Below are 16264 nucleotides of genomic sequence, written 5' to 3'. Positions count from 1 at the left end.
AGATTACTCCGGTTCGTTCGGTGTGACGACGGCGAGCACCTGCCCGGTGTCCACCTGGTCGCCCTGCCGGACCGCCAGCTCGGTCACCGTGCCGGCCATCGGGGCGGCGATGCTGTGCTCCATCTTCATCGCCTCCAGCACGATCAGCAGCTGCCCGGCCTCGACCTCGTCGCCCACCTCGGCCTGCCGTCGCACGACCGTGCCGGGCATCGGCGCGAGCAGCGAACCGGCGTGCACCGCGTCCGCCGGATCGGGGAAGCGCGGCAGCTCGGTGAGCGTCGCGGAGCCGTCAGGTCCGTCCACATAGGTCTGGTCGCCCACCCGCTGCACGGTGCACTCGCGCCGCACCCCGTCGATCTCCAGCACGACGGCGTGCTCGGTCGCGCCGCCGAGCCGGACGTTCTCCCCGAGCCGCTCGCCGTCGACCCGCACGTCCAGTCCATCCCGGCCAAGGCGGTAGGTGACCTCGAACGTCTCCTCGCCCACCGCGTACCCGACCCGCTGACCCACCCCGCCGGCGTTCCGCCACCCGGACGGCAGGGTCCGCAGCACCCCCGCCGCCGCCCGGTTCCCCGCCTGCCGTGCCAGCGCAGCCACGGCCACCACCCGTGAGTGGCGAGTGGTCCTCTGGGACCACTCGCCACTCACGGCCTCTGACCTGGTGAGATAGCTCGTGGTCGTGTTGCCGGCCAGGAACTCGGGGTCACGCAGGATCGCGGCGAGCAGGTCGCGGTTGGTGGTCACGCCGTGGATGCGGGCGCCGGTGAGTGCCCTGGCCAGGCGTCGCGCGGCGTCGGTGCGGGTCCGGCCGTGCGCGATGACCTTGGCCAGCATCGGGTCGTAGTGCGGACCGATCACGCTGCCCGGCTCGACACCGGCGTCGACCCGGATACCCGGCACGTCCGGGATGTGCCAGTCGTGCAGCGTCCCGGTCGCGGGCAGGTAACCGGCCGGGACGTCCTCGGCGTAGAGCCGCACCTCGATCGCGTGCCCGTCGATCCGGGCGTCGAGGACCTCGGACGGCAGCGGCTCACCCTCGGCGATCCGCAGCTGCAGCTCGACCAGGTCCAGCCCGGTGACCAGCTCGGTCACCGGGTGCTCGACCTGCAGCCGGGTGTTGACCTCCAGGAAATAGAACTCACCGGTCCCGGCGAGCACGAACTCCACGGTGCCCGCGCCGGTGTACCCGATCGCCTTGCCCGCCGCGACCGCCGCCGCACCGAGCTCGGCGCGCAGCTCGCTGCTCACCGCTGTGGACGGCGACTCCTCGACGATCTTCTGGTAGCGCCGCTGGATCGAGCACTCGCGCTCGAACAGGTGCACCACGCCGCCCCGGCCGTCGCCGAGGATCTGCACCTCGATGTGCCGGGGATCGGCCAGGTAGCGCTCCAGGAACACCGTGCCGTCGCCGAACGCGGACGCCGCCTCGCGCCGGGCGCCGTGCACCGCCTCCACCAGGCCGGCCTCGCGTTCGACGACCCGCATGCCCCGCCCACCTCCGCCGAACGCGGCCTTGACCAGCAGCGGGTACCCGACGCGCTCCCCGGCGGCGCCCAGTTCGGCATCGGACGGCTCGTGGTCGGCCGCGAAGACCGCGCCGGGCAGCACCGGCACGCCGGCCGCCTCCATGAGCGCCTTCGCCGCGACCTTGTCCCCCATCGACGCGATCGCCTCCGGCGACGGCCCGACGAACGTCAGCCCGGCGTCGGCGACCGCGCGGGCGAACGCGGCGTTCTCGGACAGGAACCCGTAGCCGGGGTGCAACGCGTCCGCGCCGGTCTCCACGGCGGCCGCGACCACCAGGTCGGCACGCAGGTAGGTGTCCGACGGCGTCACCCCCGGCAGACGGACCGCCTCGTCGGCCAGCCGCACGAACGGGGAGTCCGCATCGGCGTCGGAGAAGACCGCGACGGTCCCGATGCCCAGCCCGTGCGCTGTGCGCATGACCCGCGCGGCGATCTCGCCCCGATTGGCGACCAGCAGCTTGGTGATCATGTGTCCCGCTCCTGAGGCTCATGCGCCGGCGATACGACTCGTGAGTGGTACGGGCGCCTATAGGCGCCCGTACCACTCACGACAGGTGCCTGCGAAGGTCGGGGCACGCGATCACATCCGGAAGACGCCGAAGCCGCGACGGCCGGCGACGGTGGTCGAGTGGACGGCGGACAGGCCCATGCCGAGCACGGTTCGGGTGTCGCGCGGGTCGATGATGCCGTCGTCGTAGAGCCGGGCGGTCACGTAGAAGGAGTCCGACTCGGACTCGATCTGCGCCTCGATCGCCGCGGTCCGCTTGGCGTCGGCGGCCTCGTCGAACTCACGGCCGGACGACGCGGCGGACGCCCGACCGACGATCGACATGACCCCGGCCAGCTGCGCCGCGCCCATCACCGCGAGCTTCGCGCCGGGCCAGGCGAACATCAGACGGGGATCGTAGGACCGGCCGGACATGCCGTAGTTCCCGGCACCGTAGGAGGACGCCATGTTGATCGTCAGGTGCGGCACGGTGCTGTTCGCCACCGCGTTGATCATCTTCGCGCCGTCCTTGACGATCCCGCCCTGCTCGTAGCTCGTGCCGACCATGTAGCCGGTCGTGTTCTGCAGGAAGACCAGCGGTGTGTCGGTCTGGTTGGCGAGCAGGATGAACTCGGACGCCTTCTTCGACTCCTCGCTGAACAGCACGCCCCGGTGGTTGGCGAGCACGCCGACCGGATAGCCGTGGATGCGCGCCCAGCCGCACACCAGCGCGGTGCCGTAGCGCGGCTTGTACTCGCCGAACTCCGAACCGTCGACGGTCCTGGCGAGGATCTCCCTCGGGTCGAACGGCACCTTGGCGTCCGGCGGGACGAGCCCGAGGATCTCCTCCGGGTCGTACCGGGGCGGCGCCGGATGCAGGTCCGGCGCGGGGCCGAGCTTGCGCCAGTTCAGCTGCGACATGATCATCCGGCCGATGCGGATGGCGTCGTACTCGTCGGCGGCGAAGTGGTCGGCGAGCCCGGACACCCGGGAGTGCATCTCGGCGCCACCGAGCTCCTCGTCGTCCGCGACCTCGCCGGTGGCCATCTTGACCAGCGGCGGGCCGCCGAGGAACACCTTCGCCTGAAGGTCGACCAGCACCGCGTAGTCACACATCCCGGGGACGTACGCACCGCCGGCCGTCGAGTTGCCGAACACCAGCGCGACCGTGGGCACCGCAGCCGCCGACAGCGCGGTCAGCTCGTGGAAGATCCGCCCGGCCGGCACGAACAGGTCGGCCTGGGTGGGCAGATCGGCTCCGCCGGACTCGACCAGGTTGACCACCGGCAGCCGGTTGAGCCTGGCGATCTCCAGCGCGCGCAACGTCTTGCGCAGGGAGTACGGGTTCATCGCGCCGCCGCGCACGGTCGGATCGTGACCGATGATCACGCATTCGACGCCGGAGACGACACCGATCCCGGTGACGACGCTGGCCCCGACGGTGAACTCGGTACCCCAGGCCGCGAGGCTGGACAGCTCGAGGAACGGGCTGTCCGGATCCACCAGCAGCTCGATGCGCTCCCGGACCAGGAGGCGGCCACGGTCCCGGTGCCGCGCGGCGTAGCGCTCACCGCCACCGGCTGCCGCGAGCTCGAGCTGCTCGGCCAGCCGGTCGAGCAACCGCAGCTGGGCGGCGCGGTTCGCGCGGTATGCCTCGCCCTGGGTGTCGAGGACAGAGGTGAGTACAGGCATCAGCCGCTCCCATGTGATTGCCCATTCACTTGTGGAACGTACCGCACCCGATGCCATACTCACCAGATGGAAAACGGGCGACCGCGTCGGCAACGCGATCCTCGCCGCAAGGACCGAATCCTGTCCGCGGCGGCCGAGCTGGCCGCCCGTCGCGGCTTCCACACCATCGCGATGGCCGACATCGGCGCGGAGGCCGGCATCGTCGGCTCCGGTGTCTACCGGCACTTCGAGAGCAAGACCGCCATCCTGGTCGCCCTGCTGGACACCGTGATGAACCGGCTGCGGGAAGGTTCCGACCGGATCGTCGCCCAGGCGGCGGACGACCGAACAGCCCTGTCCGAGCTGGTCAAGGACCACATCGCGGTGGCGATCGAGGATCGGGCGGTACTCGCGGTGTACCACCGCGAGGCCCACACCCTGCCCGAGCGGGACCGTCGGCGCCTGCGCAGGGCACAGCGGCTGTACCTGGAGGAGTGGGTGCACCTGCTCACCTCGCTGCGCCCCGAGCTGTCCGACCCCGAGGCCAGGGTCACGGTGCACGCCGCGGTCGGCGCGATCCAGTCCACCCTGTTCTTCGACCCCGGCCTTGAAGAAACCCACCTGGCCGCCCTCCTGGCATCAACAGCCCAGGCCTGCCTAGGCCTACCCTCCCTCCACTAATAACTCCCCGTTCACTACCTTCCCGCCCCTAGCGGCACGAATGTGGCTTTAGGGACGTTGAACGTCCCTAAAGCCACATTCGTGCCGTCCGGGCGGGTGGTGGGGGGGGTCAGGACGGGACGGGGGTGCTGGTGAGCGGTGACAGGTAGGTGGTGATGTCGATGGATGCGCGGGTGCGGGTGGCCAGGTAGCCGTCCGGGCGGATCAGGACCAGGTCACCCTCGGTGGCCGCGTACGCCCGCGCGGCGTGGCCGTCGACGTCGGCGAGGCCGTGCTCGCCACCGATCCGGACGATCCGCACGTGATCGGGCAGACCGGCCGGGTCGGCGCCGAAGGCGAGCACGGTCCAGCGCGGACCGTGCAGCAGCTCGAACAGCCGCACCCGCCGCCCCCGGCCGTCCCGGCACGGCGCGTCAGGAGCACGGTCACCCGCGACCGGCCCGGAGACCGCGCCGCTGTCCGGAGCGAGCGGTCCGCCCCGGTAGCTGATGCCGAGCTGGTTGGTCCCCCTGCCCTCCTCGCCGCGCAGCCCTGGTGGCGCGCTGGTCAACCGGGTGGACAACCCCAGTACGGCGGCCGCGACCGGCAGTCGTTCGGCCTCGTAGGTGTCCAGCAACCCCTCGTCGGCACCGGCCAGCACGTGGGCCAGCTTCCAGCTCAGGTTCGCCGCGTCCTGGATGCCGGTGTTCATGCCCTGGCCACCGGCTGGCGAGTGCACGTGCGCGGCGTCCCCGGCGAGGAACACCCGGCCGACGCGGTAGCGGTCCACCATCCGCACGTTCATGCGCCACTTGGACAGCCAGGTCGCCTTCCGCAGCCGCACCCCGCCGCCCACGACGTCGTCCACGATCGCCTGGCAGGTCTCCAGCGACGCATCCGAACCGTTGTCCGGCGCCTGCAGCTGGAAGGTGTCGGTCCCGGGCAGCGGGCACAGCGCGACACCGCGCGGCAGCACGTTCTGCCAGATGTGCCAGTGGTCGCGGTCGACGCCGTCGAGCTGGACGTCCGCGATGAGCATCCGGACGGCCTCGTTCGTCTCGCCGAGGAACGTGACGCCCAGCAGCCGGCGCACGGTGCTCGAACCGCCGTCGCAGCCGATCAGGTAGCGCGCCGAGACCCGTGACCCGTCGACGAGCGTCGCGGTGACCCGGTCCGGCCCCTGTTCGAAGCCGACCAGCCCGGTGCTCCAGTCGACGGCCACGCCGAGCTCGGCGAGCCGGTTGCGCAGCGTCTCCTCGACCCGCCACTGCGGGATCAGCAGGGTGCGCGCGTACGGGCTGTCCGGGCTCGGCGCCTCGCCGGCACTGAGATCGGTGTCGAAGTACGTACCGTCCTCGGCGTAGTGCCGGATCGGCATCCGGGACCGGCCGGCGGAGACCAGCCGACCGGTGACCCCGAGGCCCTCCAGGATCTCCAGCGACCTCGGCTGCAGCCCCTTGCCCCGCGATCCGACGAAGGGATGCTCGGCGGCATCCACGACCCGGACTCGCACTCCCCACTGCGCCAGGAAACCGGCCGTCGCCAGCCCCGTCGGCCCCGCACCCACCACCAGCACGTCCACATCGGTTGTCATGAGATCGACCCTAGCAGAATTTGCGACTCAGTCTCAAATAAGACTCAGTAGCAAATTTGCTTGACTGTCATACTGCCGATGTGGCTGGGTTACGAGAGCGGAAGAAGGCGCAGACGCGCGCCGAGCTCCAGCGCCACGCGCTACGCCTGTTCCGCGCCCAGGGATACGCCGCGACCACGGTCGACCAGATCGCCTCGGCCGCCGACGTGTCGCGCGCAACGTTCTTCCGGTACTTCCCCAGCAAGGAAGACGTCGTGCTGTACGACGACATCGATCCGGTGATGGTCGAGGCGTTCGCCGCCCAACCCGAGGGCGCACCGCTGCTGAGCAGCATGCGCAGAGCACTGCGCGACGCGTTCGACCAGCTCGAACCGGAGAAGCGGGCCCTCGAGGAGGTGCGCATGCAGCTGGGACGCACCGTGCCCGAACTACGCAACGCCATTCGCGAGCGCAACCAGTTCAGCGTCGAGCAGATCGCCGCCACGGTCGCCGCCACCACCGGCCGCGCGCCGACCGATCTGGACGTGACCCTGTTCGCCGGGATTCTGGTCGGCGTCCGCCTCGCCGCCCAGGCGCTGGCCGACCAGCACCCGGACCGCCCCTACGTCGACATCATGGACACCGTGTTCGCACGCCTGGAGCAGGGCGTACCGCTGGCCGACGAGCCGATCCGACGCGTCGCGCCCTAACTGAGAAGTTCTCAGATGTGCTAATGCTTATGTCGTGATCTGTCCCAAGTGCCAGAACCGGATGATGACCGTCAACAAGAACGGCATCCACATCGAGCAGTGCGAAGGATGCCGAGGAATCTTCCTCGACCGAGGCGAGCTGGAGCAGATCGCCGGCGCCGAGAGCTCCTACTACGGCGGTTACCGGGGCGGGCACAACGACTCGCCGAAGCCGTTCCGAGGCGGCCACGCCGACTCGCCACGCGGCTACCGGGGCGGTCACCCCGACTCGCCACGCGGCTACCGGGGCGGCCACGCCGACTCGCCGCGCGGTTACCGGGGCGGTCATCCGGACTCCCCGAAGGGCTACCGGGGCCACTCGGACTCGCCGAGACCGTACGGTCACGACAAGCGCCGCAAGCGCGGCTTCCTGGAGAATCTCTTCGACTGACCCCTCGTGAGTGTTGAGTGTGGCTATAGCAACACTCAACACTCACGACCTGGAGGACGGACCGCGCCGACGTGCTGGACCTCTTGATCTGTCCCGGCTGCGGCGACAAGGCGGCCGCGCCGATCGTGGCCGACAGGGAGCTGGCCTGCGCGCACTGCGGCTGCCGGTGGCCGTTCCGCAGGCTGCCGTTGTTCGCGCTGACCGGGCCGAGCGGCGCGGGCAAGTCGACCGTCGGACCGAGGCTCGCGGAGCTGCTCGACGACCGGGTCGTGACGGTCGAGCAGGACGTCCTGTGGACGGCGGGGCTGCGCGACGACGTCGACGGCCATCCCGTGTTCCGCTCCGCCTGGCTGCGGATGGCCGCGATGATCCACCAGAGCGGCCGGCCCGTCGTCCTGTGCGGAACGGTCGTGCCCGCCGAGTTCGAGCACCGGCCGGAGCGCGTGTTGTTCTCCGACATCCACTACCTGGCGTTGGTCAGCGACTCGGCCGCGCTCGCGGCGCGCCTGCGCCGGCGCCCACGGTGGCGGGAGTGGGACGAGCCGCGCATCGCCGAGATGCTCGAGTTCAACGAGTGGCTGCGCGCCGAGGCCGCCACCATGACACCGGCGGTGGATCTGTTCGACACGACCGAGGTGCCGATCGAAGCGGCGGCCCAGTACGCCTGCGCCTGGATCACGGCCCGCCTGCCCGTGCCGTGATCGCTATCAACCGTCTCGCTATATCGTGGGGGTATGTCTTCCGCACGTGCGTCGGCCGTGTGCGGGGTCGCCGTCGTTCTGACAACGCTCGCCGGCTGCGCGCAGGCCGCCGAGCCACCGGCTCCGAGCGGGCCACCCTGCGTGGCGAAGGACGAGGCGGCGCCGGGCCCGCCGGGAGCCGAGTGGTACAGCTCGGTGCTCGGCTCCGGTCCGGTCCCGCTGAACACCTATTCCGGCAGCGCCGAGGACACCATCCAGGGGCACCAGGCGATCTTCGACTTCACCGATGTGCCGCACTCCCCGGACCAGGCGATCGCGCTGCTGTCCTTCACCGTGCACGCGGCCGCCCCCGGCGGATGGGAGCGCGACCGGTCACTCACGCTCTTCGCGTTCCAGGACGCCAACCGCTCGCCACGGTCGCAGAGCGTCGGAACGACCTGGACCCAGCAGTGCCCGCTCGGCGACTGGCAGGTCATGTCCGCGATGCGTGCGGCGGGCCACGAGCCGCTCCCCGAACGGGTCGAACCGGGCCACGACGCCACCGGCTGGGTCGCGTTCCGGATTCCGAGAGGCAGGTCCGCGCTCGTCCTGCGGTCCCAGTGGCTGTACCCCGACGGTTCGGTCAGCGCGACCGGACCGCTGTCCCGAGGCTGACCGGTCAGTGGTGCTTGTGATGGTGGTGGGCGGCCTGGAGGGCCGCGCCGACGATCCCCGCGTTGTTGCGTAGCACCGCCGGCACGATCTCGCAGCGCGTCTCCACCAGGTGCAGCCATTTGTCGGCCTTCTTGCTGACGCCGCCGCCGACGACGATCAGGTCCGGCCAGAACAGGTTCTCCAGGTGCCCGTAATAGCGGGTCAGCCGCTGCGCCCAGTCCTCCCAGGACAGTTCCTCGCGGTCCCGCGCCGAGTCGGCGGCACGCGACTCGGCGTCGTGTCCGTCCAGCTCGACGTGGCCCAGCTCCGTGTTCGGGACCAGCACACCGTCCACGACCAGCGCCGAACCGATCCCGGTGCCGAGCGTGGTCAGCAGGACCACACCGTCGCGGTCCTTCGCCGCCCCGAACCGCACCTCGGCGACACCGGCCGCATCGGCGTCGTTGACCAGCAGCGACTTGCGTTCGGTGACCTTGTTCAGCAGCGCGTGCCCGTCGGTGCCGATCCAGGACTGGTCGACGTTGGCCGCCGTGCGCACCACGCCGTGCTGCACCACGGCCGGGAACGTGCAGCCGAACCGGCCGTCCCAGTCGAAATGGTCCAGGACCTCGCGCACGACCTCGGCGACGGCGTCCGGCGTGGCCGGTTGCGGCGTCGGCACCCGGAACCGTTCCTCGGCCAGCTCGCCGTGGTGCAGGTCGACCGGCGCGCCCTTGATGCCGCTGCCACCGATGTCGATGCCGAATCCCAGCTCACTCATGCACCGCAGCCTACGACGGGGCCCCGACCTCCCGCCGCCGCAGACCGGTGCCCGCTCGCAGGGTGATCGAGAACATGTCGGTCGGTCCGCGCAGTTCGACGCGGTGCCACCGCCCGCGTGGCACGACCACCGCGGCACCGGAGCGCAGGTCCACGATCTCCTCGGCCTCCCCCTGCGCGGCTTCGAAACACAGCCGGGCGTGGCCGTCGACGACGCCGACCAGCTCGTCGGCGTTCGGGTGCATCTCCCAGTGGTCGCCGTGCACGTCGGCGTCGGTCTCGACGTGGAAGGCGGCCACCGTCCAGCCGTCGGTGCCGCCGCCCATGCGGCGTTCACCGGTCTCGATCCGCCCGTCGGCGTGCAGCTGGATGCCGGCCGACAGCAGGTCTATCGCTTTGTTTTTGTACATGTATAGAAAGTAGGTCATGGCGACGCCCGAACGCAAGGCATGATGGCGACATGCCACGTTCAGCCGCGAAGACCGGTCGCCCGGCCAGGATCTCGGCGGCCGGGATCCTCGCGGCGGCCCGCGCGATCCTCGAGCGGGACGGGGTGTCCGGGCTGACCATGCGCAAGGTCGCCACGGAGGTCGGCACGACCCCGATGGCGCTCTACCACCACGTGCGGAACAAGGACGAGCTGCTGCTGCTCCTGCTGGACGACTACGCGGACGCGATACCCCGGCCCGCACTGCCGGAGGCGCCGCGCGAACGGATCCTCGTCGTCGCGCGGGCGATGCACGACGCGCTCGCCGAGTGTCCGTGGATCGTCGAGGTGCTGGTCGCCGACGACCTGGTCGCCAGGTCAGGGCTGTGGTACTCCGAGCACATCGTCCGGGCCTGTCTCGACCTCGGCTTCGACGCCGAACGAGCCGTCGCCACCTACCGTGGCATCTGGTACTTCACCGCGGGCGAGATCATCGTCCGGGCCAGCGCCACCCGCCGTCGCGAGGCCGAGAACACCACGACGTACCGGGACCGACTCTTCGCCGACCTCGACGCCGAAGCGTTCCCCACCCTGGCGGCGCTCGGCAGCGACTGGGCCCGCCTGACCAGCAGGGACACCTATCCGGTCGGCCTACACGCCCTCATCGACGGCCTGCTCGCCGGATAGTCCGCGATCCCGCCGCCGACCAGGTCGACCATCGCCTCCAGCCACACGTCCCGTGAGCTCTGCCGAGGGTTCGCGCGCAGATAGCCGAGGTGCTCCTCGGAGGCGAGCATCCGGAAGACCAGCACCAGCTGAGCAGCAGCGATCCGGGGACGCGGCGAGTCAGCCCGCTCCCCGAGCTCCTCGGCGAGCTGCTCGGCCACGTCGTGCTCCAGCTGGTCCCAGAACAACCGCAGCCGCGACTTCAGGGTCGTGCTGCTGGCGACCGGTCCGAGCAGGCGGCTCAGGTGGGTGATCGTCTCGGACACCGTCTCGGGCACCATCTCCGACAGCAGCGTGACCAGCGCCTGCAACGGCGACTGCCCCGGCGCGCGCTGACGCAACGAGCACAGGACCGAGTCGCGCAGCTCCTCCTCGTCGTCGAAGACGAGGTCCTCCTTGGACGGGAAGTGGGCGAACACGGTCTTCGCCGAGATGTTCGCCGCATCGGCGATCTCGGCGACGGTCACGTTGTCGAAGCCACGTGCATCGAACATCTCGTGCGCGGCGTCCAGAATGGCTTGCCTGGTCATGAGCTTCTTACGCTCACGCAAGCCAAGAGGACTGCCACCCGCACACGTCACACCAGCCAGTTTACGTCCGCGACATTATAAAAGCACCCTCAAGCGGTTACTGACACACTTTCTGCGCTCACTTACCTGTTCCTTCGGCCTCGTACCCGACTTCGCCCGTACCCGACTTCGCCCGTACCCGGCTTAGCCCGTACCCGGCTCCAAGGCATCTCGGCTTCGCCGTCGACTCGTGAGTGGCAAGGGCGCCTATAGGCGCCCGGATCACTCACGACGGAAAAGCTGTCGTGAGTGCTCCGAGCGTCTACGCCTTCGGCGCCGCTTCGCGGTAGACGCCCTTGCCACTCACGTGGGTTATCGGACGGCTGTTGCTCCCTTGCCCAGGACCACGATTCCGCCTTCGCTCACGTGGTAGGCGTTTCGGTCTCTGCCCAGGTCTACGCCTATGTGGGCGCCTGGGGGGACCACGACGTTCTTGTCCAGGATCGCTCTGCGGACCACCGCTCCTGCGCCGACCCGCACACCGTCGGCCAACACCGAGTCCTGCACCACCGCGCCCTGCTCGACGTAGACGCCGGGTGACAGCACCGAGTTGACCACCTGCGAACCGGACACGATGCAGCCGGCGCTGACCATCGACTCCTGCGCCGTGCCACCGTTGACGAACTTCGCCGGCGGACGCTGCGCGGGCAGGGCGAAGATCGGCCAGTCGGCGTTGTACAGGTTGAAGATCGGGTGCGTGGAGATCAGGTCCTGGTGCGCCTCGTAGTAGGCGTCGATCGTCCCCACGTCACGCCAGTAGCCGTGGTCACGCGGCGTCTCACCGGGCACGACGTTGGAGCTGAAGTCGTAGACGCCGGCCTCACCCCGGGTGACCAGCTGCGGAACGATGTTGCCGCCCATGTCGTGACGCGACTCCGAGTCACCCGCGTCCAGCTCGAGCGCTTCACGCAGCGCGTCGGCGGAGAACACGTAGTTGCCCATCGACACGAACGACTCGTCCGGCGCGTCCGGCAGCCCGGGCGGGTCGGCGGGCTTCTCCAGGAACGACGAGATGACCGTCCCGTCGTCGGTGTGGATCACGCCGAACGCACTGGCCTCGGCGCGCGGCACCCGGATCCCGGCGACCGTCACCCCGGCGCCGGACATGATGTGCTGGTCGATCATCTGGGACGGGTCCATGCGGTACACGTTGTCCGCGCCGAACACCGCGACGATGTCCGGCGACTCGTCCTTGATCAGGTTCATCGACTGGTAGATCGCGTCGGCGCTGCCCAGGTACCAGTGCGGGCCCCGCCGCTGCTGCGCCGGGACCGGCGTCACGTACCCACCGGTCAGCGACGCGAGCCGCCACGCGGTGGAGATGTGCCGGTCCAGCGAGTGCGACTTGTACTGGGTCAGCACAGCGATCTTGTGGATGCCGCCGTTGATCAAGTTGGACAGCACGAAGTCGATCATCCGGTGGACGCCGCCGAACGGGACGGCGGGCTTGGCCCGGTCCAGGGTCAGCGGCATCAGCCGTTTGCCCTCCCCGCCCGCGAGCACGATCCCCAGTACGCGAGGCCGAGACGGCATCAGCTTCCCCCTTCTGAGCTTCCCAGTGCGAGACTGTCGTAGATCGCCACGGTGCGGGCCGCGATCGCGTCCCAGCCGTACTCCTTGACCGCGCGCCGCCGCCCCGCCTGACCCATCGCGCGGGCCACCTCGGGGTTGTCCAGCAGGTCGTTGACCCGCTCTGCGAACGTCGCCTCGAAACCACGCGGATCGGACTCGGTGTAGGGCACCAGCAGCCCCGTCACGCCGTTGCGGACGACGTCCGGGATGCCGCCGACGTCGCTGGCCACGACCGCCGTCTCGCAGCCCATCGCCTCCAGGTTCACGATGCCCTGCGGCTCGTACACCGACGGGCAGGCGAACACGGTCGCGCCGGACAGCAGCTGGATCACCTCGTCGCGCGGCAGCATCTCCTGGATCCAGTGCACGCCGTCCCTGCTGGCCTGCAGGTCACTGACCAGACCGCGGAACTCCTTACCCAGCTCGGGGGTGTCCGGCTCACCCGCGCACAGCACCAGCTGCGCCTCCGGACGGAACGACGCGGCCGCCCGCACCAGGTGCGGAACGCCCTTCTGCCTGGTCACCCGCCCGACGAACAGCACCGTCGGGCGGTCCGGGTCCAGCCCGTGCTTCGTCCACGCGTCGCGGTTGTCGGTGTAGGCGTACAGGGTCGAGTCGATGCCGTTGGGCACGATGTGGACCTTGCCCGGATCGACCGTGGGATAGGTGGTGAGGATGTCCGAGCGCATCCCGTGGCTCACCGCGATGATCGAGTCGGCGTTCTCGATCGCGGTCTTCTCCGCCCAGCAGGACAGCGCGTAGCCACCGCCGAGCTGCTCGACCTTCCACGGCCGCAGCGGCTCCAGCGAGTGCGTGGTGACCACGTGTGGGATGCCGTACAGCAGTTTCGCCAGGTAGCCGGCCATGTTCGCGTACCAGGTGTGGCTGTGCACCAGCTCCCGGTCGGCGACGGCGGCGGTCATCGACAGGTCGATCGACAGGGTCGCCAACGCCGGGTTCGCCCCGGCCATCGCCGAGCTCGGCGAGTGCCCGTGCGCGCCCTCCCGCGTCTCGCCCCAGCACTGCACGGTGAGATCGACGAGCGGGCGCAGCTCACGTGCCAGGAAGTCGACGTGCACCCCGGCGCCGCCGTAGACGTTGGGCGGATACTCCCTGGTCAACAGGCCAATTTTCATGAATACCCACCCAACGCTACGGTGACCGCCCTCATGAAGAGCCGCCCAGCGCGGCCGTGACGACCTGCTGCGCCTCGGTCTGGATCTGGGCCAGATGGTCCGGGCCCTTGAAGCTCTCCGCGTACACCTTGTACACGTCCTCCGTGCCCGACGGTCTGGCGGCGAACCAGCCCGAGTCGGTGACCACCTTGAGCCCGCCGAGCGCCGCGCCGTTGCCGGGTGCCTCGGTGAGCCGCTGGGTGATCGGCTCGCCGGCCAGCTCGGTCGCGGTGACGTCCTTGCCGGACAGCTTGCCCAGCCGCGCCTTCGCCTCCCGGGTGGTCGCCACATCGATGCGCGCGTAGGCCGGTTCGCCGAACCGTTCGGTCAGCGTCGCGTAGTGCTGCGACGGGCTGCGTCCGGTGACGGCCTGGATCTCCGAGGCGAGCAGCGCCAGGATGATGCCGTCCTTGTCGGTGGTCCACACCGAGCCGTCCGAGCGCAGGTAGGACGCGCCCGCGCTCTCCTCACCGCCGAACCCGATGTCGCCGCTGATCAGCCCCGGCACGAACCACTTGAACCCGACCGGGACCTCGACCAGCCGCCTGCCCAGGTCAGCGGCGACCCGGTCGATCATCGACGAGCTGACCGCCGTCTTGCCGACGCCCGCCGTGGGTGACCAACCCTCGCGGTTGCGGTACAGGTAGTCGATCGCCACGGCGAGGAAGTGGTTCGGGTTCATCAGGCCGGCGTCGGCGGTGACGATGCCGTGCCGGTCGGAGTCCGCGTCATTGCCGGTGGCGATCTGGAACTCCGAGCGCCGCGACACCAGCGAGGCCATCGCGTACGGCGACGAGCAGTCCATCCGGATCTTGCCGTCCCAGTCCAGCGTCATGAACCCGAACTGTGGGTCCACGGCCGGGTTCACCACGGTCAGCTCGAGCTTGTAGCGCTCGGCGATCGCCGACCAGTAGGCGACCGAGGCGCCACCCAGCGGGTCGGCCCCGATCCGGACACCTTCGGAGCGGATCGCGTCCAGGTTGACCATCGCCGGCAGGTCGTCGACGTAGTGACCGAGGAAGTCGTAGCCGACCAGGTCGTCCGAGGCGCGGGCCCGCTCGATCGAGATCCGGCGGACACCGGCGAGCTTGGCGCTGAGCAGCTCGTTCGCCCGGTCGGCGATCCAGCCGGTGGCGTCGGTGTCGGCCGGGCCGCCGTTGGGCGGGTTGTACTTGAACCCGCCGTCGCGCGGCGGATTGTGCGACGGCGTGACCACGACACCGTCCGCGCGCGCCGACGGGCCGGAGCTGTTGTGCCGCAGGATCGCGTGCGAGACCGCCGGGGTCGGGGTGAACCCGTCCGCCGAGTCGACCAGCACGGTGACGTCGTTCGCGGTGAACACCTCGACCGCGGTCCGCCACGCCGGTTCGGACAGCGCGTGGGTGTCGCGGCCGAGGAACAGCGGCCCGGTCGTGCCGACCCTGGCCCGGTACTCGCAGATCGCCTGGCTGGTCGCGGCGATGTGGTCGTCGTTGAACGTCGTGGCCAGCGACGACCCGCGATGGCCGGAGGTACCGAAGGCGACCCGCTGCTCGGCGATCGCCGGATCGGGTCGAAGGTCGTAGTAGGCGGCGTTCAGCTCGTCGAGGTCGACAAGATCCTCCGGTCGTGCCGGCGTTCCGGCGCGAGGGTCAACAGCCATATCTCGATCACTCCAGCCGTAGAAAAACTCAGCTCGGTAAGCGTGCCAGGTCGGCGGCTCCGACGATGCCCGCTTCGCCGCCGAGTTGCGCAATGACCACCTTCGGCAGCGGGCGTCTGCCGCGTCCGGTGAGACGTTCCAGGAAGGCCTTCTCCACCGGCTCACGCAGCAGCTCACCCGCATCGGCGACCCCGCCGCCGATGACGAACACCGAGGGGTCCAGGACGGCGGCCAGGTCGGCCATGCCGTAGCCGATCGAGCCGGCGAGAACCCGGTACAGCTCCAGCGCGGCCGCGTCGCCCTCCTGGGCCGCCTGGGTCACCTCGGGGCCGGTGATCTTGTCCGGGTCGCCGCCGGCCAGCTCCAGCATCCGCAGGGCCATCGACGGCGAGTGCCGTGCGAAGTCGCGGGCGTCCCGGATCAGTGCGCTGCCGCTGCCGTACTGCTCCCAGCAGCCCTTGTTGCCGCAGCCGCAGCGCAGCCCGCCCTCGATCACCACGTTCATGTGGCCGATCTCCGCCGCGATGCCGAACCCGCCGCGCAGCAGCTGCCCGCCGAGCACGATGCCGCCGCCGATCCCGGTGCCGATGGTCAGCAGCACTACGTCGTCGCTGCCCTGCGCGGCGCCGAACCGGGTCTCCGCCCACGCCGCGCAGTTCGCGTCGTTCTCCACGATCGTCGGCAGCTTGAGCCGCTCGGTCATCTCCGCGCCGAGTGGCTCCTCGCGCCACGGCAGGTTCGGGGTGAACAGCACGGTGGACCGGTCCGCCGAGACGAAGCCCGGCGCGCCCATGCCGACGGCCTCCACCTCGTGGCGCTCGCGCAGCTTCCACACCAGCTCGGCGATCGCGTCGTTCACCGAGCCCGCGGTCTGCCCGGGGGTGTCCACCCGCATCTTCTCGATCATCGCGCCGTTCTCGTCGACGACAGCCGCCGCGACCTTCGTTCCCCCGATGTCGACCCCGATGACCAGACCCATGAC

Annotated in this window: 16 protein-coding genes; 6 read left to right on the top strand and 10 right to left on the bottom strand. The window is 70.2% G+C overall.

Annotation, left to right across the window (positions count from 1 at the left end):
- Positions 1–3: 3 nt before the first annotated feature.
- Together G406_RS0114305 and G406_RS0114300 are read right to left on the bottom strand one after the other, a co-directional pair.
- On the bottom strand, positions 4–1995 hold the full coding sequence (locus G406_RS0114305; protein WP_028934387.1) for an ATP-binding protein: 1992 nt from the start codon (positions 1993–1995) through the stop codon (positions 4–6).
- Between the two features lie 111 nt (positions 1996–2106).
- Positions 2107–3705, bottom strand: coding sequence for an acyl-CoA carboxylase subunit beta (locus tag G406_RS0114300; protein WP_028934386.1), 1599 nt, complete (start codon positions 3703–3705; stop codon positions 2107–2109).
- A gap of 66 nt (positions 3706–3771) precedes the next feature.
- Between G406_RS0114300 and G406_RS0114295 the strand changes: the two genes are divergently transcribed.
- Positions 3772–4365, top strand: a complete 594-nt coding sequence (locus G406_RS0114295) for a TetR/AcrR family transcriptional regulator (protein WP_028934385.1) — start codon at positions 3772–3774, stop codon at positions 4363–4365.
- Positions 4366–4474: 109 nt separating this feature from the next.
- Here G406_RS0114295 and G406_RS0114290 read toward each other — a convergent pair whose 3' ends face one another.
- The gene (locus G406_RS0114290) at positions 4475–5938 is read right to left on the bottom strand and encodes an FAD-dependent monooxygenase (RefSeq protein WP_028934384.1); all 1464 of its coding nucleotides are present in this window, start codon (positions 5936–5938) and stop codon (positions 4475–4477) included.
- An 80-nt stretch (positions 5939–6018) separates the two neighbouring features.
- Between G406_RS0114290 and G406_RS0114285 the strand changes: the two genes are divergently transcribed.
- From G406_RS0114285 to G406_RS0114270, 4 genes are all read left to right on the top strand, one after another.
- Positions 6019–6627, top strand: a complete 609-nt coding sequence (locus G406_RS0114285; RefSeq protein WP_037076584.1) for an acyl-CoA-like ligand-binding transcription factor — start codon at positions 6019–6021, stop codon at positions 6625–6627.
- A gap of 34 nt (positions 6628–6661) precedes the next feature.
- Positions 6662–7057: a TFIIB-type zinc ribbon-containing protein gene (locus G406_RS0114280; RefSeq protein WP_084216052.1), complete on the top strand. Its 396-nt coding sequence runs from the start codon at positions 6662–6664 to the stop codon at positions 7055–7057.
- Between the two features lie 71 nt (positions 7058–7128).
- Positions 7129–7758, top strand: coding sequence for an AAA family ATPase (locus G406_RS0114275; RefSeq protein WP_028934381.1), 630 nt, complete (start codon positions 7129–7131; stop codon positions 7756–7758).
- A 33-nt stretch (positions 7759–7791) separates the two neighbouring features.
- The gene (locus G406_RS0114270) at positions 7792–8412 is read left to right on the top strand and encodes a hypothetical protein (protein WP_156934865.1); all 621 of its coding nucleotides are present in this window, start codon (positions 7792–7794) and stop codon (positions 8410–8412) included.
- Between the two features lie 4 nt (positions 8413–8416).
- Here G406_RS0114270 and ppgK read toward each other — a convergent pair whose 3' ends face one another.
- Positions 8417–9172: a polyphosphate--glucose phosphotransferase gene (gene ppgK, locus G406_RS46800; RefSeq protein ID WP_037076581.1), complete on the bottom strand. Its 756-nt coding sequence runs from the start codon at positions 9170–9172 to the stop codon at positions 8417–8419.
- Between the two features lie 10 nt (positions 9173–9182).
- Positions 9183–9581 carry a cupin domain-containing protein gene (locus G406_RS0114260; RefSeq protein WP_028934379.1) on the bottom strand — a complete coding sequence of 133 codons (399 nt, stop codon included), beginning with the start codon at positions 9579–9581 and terminating at the stop codon, positions 9183–9185.
- A gap of 50 nt (positions 9582–9631) precedes the next feature.
- Between G406_RS0114260 and G406_RS0114255 the strand changes: the two genes are divergently transcribed.
- Positions 9632–10285, top strand: a complete 654-nt coding sequence (locus G406_RS0114255) for a TetR/AcrR family transcriptional regulator (protein WP_028934378.1) — start codon at positions 9632–9634, stop codon at positions 10283–10285.
- Here G406_RS0114255 and G406_RS53970 read toward each other — a convergent pair.
- From G406_RS53970 to G406_RS0114230, 5 genes are all read right to left on the bottom strand, one after another.
- The gene (locus G406_RS53970; RefSeq protein ID WP_051342085.1) at positions 10237–10854 is read right to left on the bottom strand and encodes a TetR/AcrR family transcriptional regulator; all 618 of its coding nucleotides are present in this window, start codon (positions 10852–10854) and stop codon (positions 10237–10239) included. The genes G406_RS0114255 and G406_RS53970 overlap by 49 nt on opposite strands.
- 351 nt (positions 10855–11205) lie before the next feature.
- Positions 11206–12426 (bottom strand): glucose-1-phosphate adenylyltransferase, encoded by a 1221-nt coding sequence (glgC, locus tag G406_RS0114245; protein WP_028934377.1) that lies wholly within the window; start codon positions 12424–12426, stop codon positions 11206–11208.
- The gene (gene glgA / locus G406_RS0114240; RefSeq protein WP_037076579.1) at positions 12426–13601 is read right to left on the bottom strand and encodes a glycogen synthase; all 1176 of its coding nucleotides are present in this window, start codon (positions 13599–13601) and stop codon (positions 12426–12428) included. Before glgA ends, glgC begins: the two co-directional genes overlap by 1 nt.
- A gap of 31 nt (positions 13602–13632) precedes the next feature.
- Positions 13633–15282, bottom strand: coding sequence for a phosphoglucomutase (alpha-D-glucose-1,6-bisphosphate-dependent) (gene pgm / locus G406_RS0114235; RefSeq protein ID WP_028934375.1), 1650 nt, complete (start codon positions 15280–15282; stop codon positions 13633–13635).
- Positions 15283–15310: 28 nt separating this feature from the next.
- The gene (locus G406_RS0114230; protein WP_028934374.1) at positions 15311–16261 is read right to left on the bottom strand and encodes an ROK family glucokinase; all 951 of its coding nucleotides are present in this window, start codon (positions 16259–16261) and stop codon (positions 15311–15313) included.
- Between the last annotated feature and the right edge of the window lie 3 nt (positions 16262–16264).

It is taken from the genome of Actinospineispora spinosispora DSM 44797 (assembly GCF_000429025.1).
GTDB classification, from domain to species: Bacteria; Actinomycetota; Actinomycetes; order Mycobacteriales; family Pseudonocardiaceae; genus Pseudonocardia; species Pseudonocardia spinosispora.
The sequence above is the reverse complement of the archived record's forward strand: the minus strand, read 5'-3'. Positions and strand labels throughout refer to the sequence as shown.

What these genes read in the sequence shown, in the direction of transcription:
- G406_RS0114305 (WP_028934387.1), bottom strand. Translation starts at nt 1,995, where the DNA reads ATGATCACCAAGCTGCTGGTCGCCAATCGGGGCGAGATCGCCGCGCGG.
- G406_RS0114300 (WP_028934386.1), bottom strand. Translation starts at nt 3,705, where the DNA reads ATGCCTGTACTCACCTCTGTCCTCGACACCCAGGGCGAGGCATACCGC.
- G406_RS0114295 (WP_028934385.1), top strand. Translation starts at nt 3,772, where the DNA reads ATGGAAAACGGGCGACCGCGTCGGCAACGCGATCCTCGCCGCAAGGAC.
- G406_RS0114290 (WP_028934384.1), bottom strand. Translation starts at nt 5,938, where the DNA reads ATGACAACCGATGTGGACGTGCTGGTGGTGGGTGCGGGGCCGACGGGG.
- G406_RS0114270 (WP_156934865.1), top strand. Translation starts at nt 7,792, where the DNA reads ATGTCTTCCGCACGTGCGTCGGCCGTGTGCGGGGTCGCCGTCGTTCTG.
- ppgK (WP_037076581.1), bottom strand. Translation starts at nt 9,172, where the DNA reads ATGAGTGAGCTGGGATTCGGCATCGACATCGGTGGCAGCGGCATCAAG.
- G406_RS0114260 (WP_028934379.1), bottom strand. Translation starts at nt 9,581, where the DNA reads ATGTACAAAAACAAAGCGATAGACCTGCTGTCGGCCGGCATCCAGCTG.
- G406_RS0114255 (WP_028934378.1), top strand. Translation starts at nt 9,632, where the DNA reads ATGCCACGTTCAGCCGCGAAGACCGGTCGCCCGGCCAGGATCTCGGCG.
- G406_RS53970 (WP_051342085.1), bottom strand. Translation starts at nt 10,854, where the DNA reads ATGACCAGGCAAGCCATTCTGGACGCCGCGCACGAGATGTTCGATGCA.
- glgC (WP_028934377.1), bottom strand. Translation starts at nt 12,426, where the DNA reads ATGCCGTCTCGGCCTCGCGTACTGGGGATCGTGCTCGCGGGCGGGGAG.
- glgA (WP_037076579.1), bottom strand. Translation starts at nt 13,601, where the DNA reads ATGAAAATTGGCCTGTTGACCAGGGAGTATCCGCCCAACGTCTACGGC.
- pgm (WP_028934375.1), bottom strand. Translation starts at nt 15,282, where the DNA reads ATGGCTGTTGACCCTCGCGCCGGAACGCCGGCACGACCGGAGGATCTT.
- G406_RS0114230 (WP_028934374.1), bottom strand. Translation starts at nt 16,261, where the DNA reads ATGGGTCTGGTCATCGGGGTCGACATCGGGGGAACGAAGGTCGCGGCG.